The sequence below is a fragment of the Lysobacter enzymogenes genome (genome assembly GCF_017168095.1).
GTDB classification, from domain to species: Bacteria; Pseudomonadota; Gammaproteobacteria; order Xanthomonadales; family Xanthomonadaceae; genus Lysobacter; species Lysobacter enzymogenes_D.
In genome coordinates, this window is record NZ_LXSD01000433.1 from 1 (window position 1) to 379 (window position 379).

General features: G+C 79.7%; 1 protein-coding gene. It reads left to right on the forward strand.

Annotation, left to right across the window (positions count from 1 at the left end; genetic code table 11):
- The coding region (locus A7A76_RS18640; RefSeq protein WP_206412610.1) for a DNA-processing protein DprA at nt 1-379 on the forward strand (379 nt) is incomplete at both ends.

Below are 379 nucleotides of genomic sequence, written 5' to 3' on the forward strand. Positions count from 1 at the left end.
TCGATGTGGGCGCAGGCCGGCCTGACGCCGCAACAGACCGCGCGGCTGCGCGCGCCGGCCGACGAGGCGCTCTGGCGCGAAGCCGGCTGGGCCGGCGACGCCGGGCCGCGCACGCTGGACTGGCTGGCGCAGCCCGGTCACCGGCTGATCGCCTGGAGCGATCCCGACTACCCCGCCCTGCTGCGGCGCGCGCCGAGCCCGCCGCTGGCGCTGTTCGTGGCCGGCGAAGCCGGCTTGCTGTGGCACCCGGCGCTGGCCGTGGTCGGCAGCCGCTCGCCGACGCCGGCCGGGCTCGGCAACGCCACCGATTTCGCCCGCGCCCTGGCCCGCACCGGGCTGGCGGTGACCAGCGGCCTGGCCGCCGGCATCGACGCCGCCG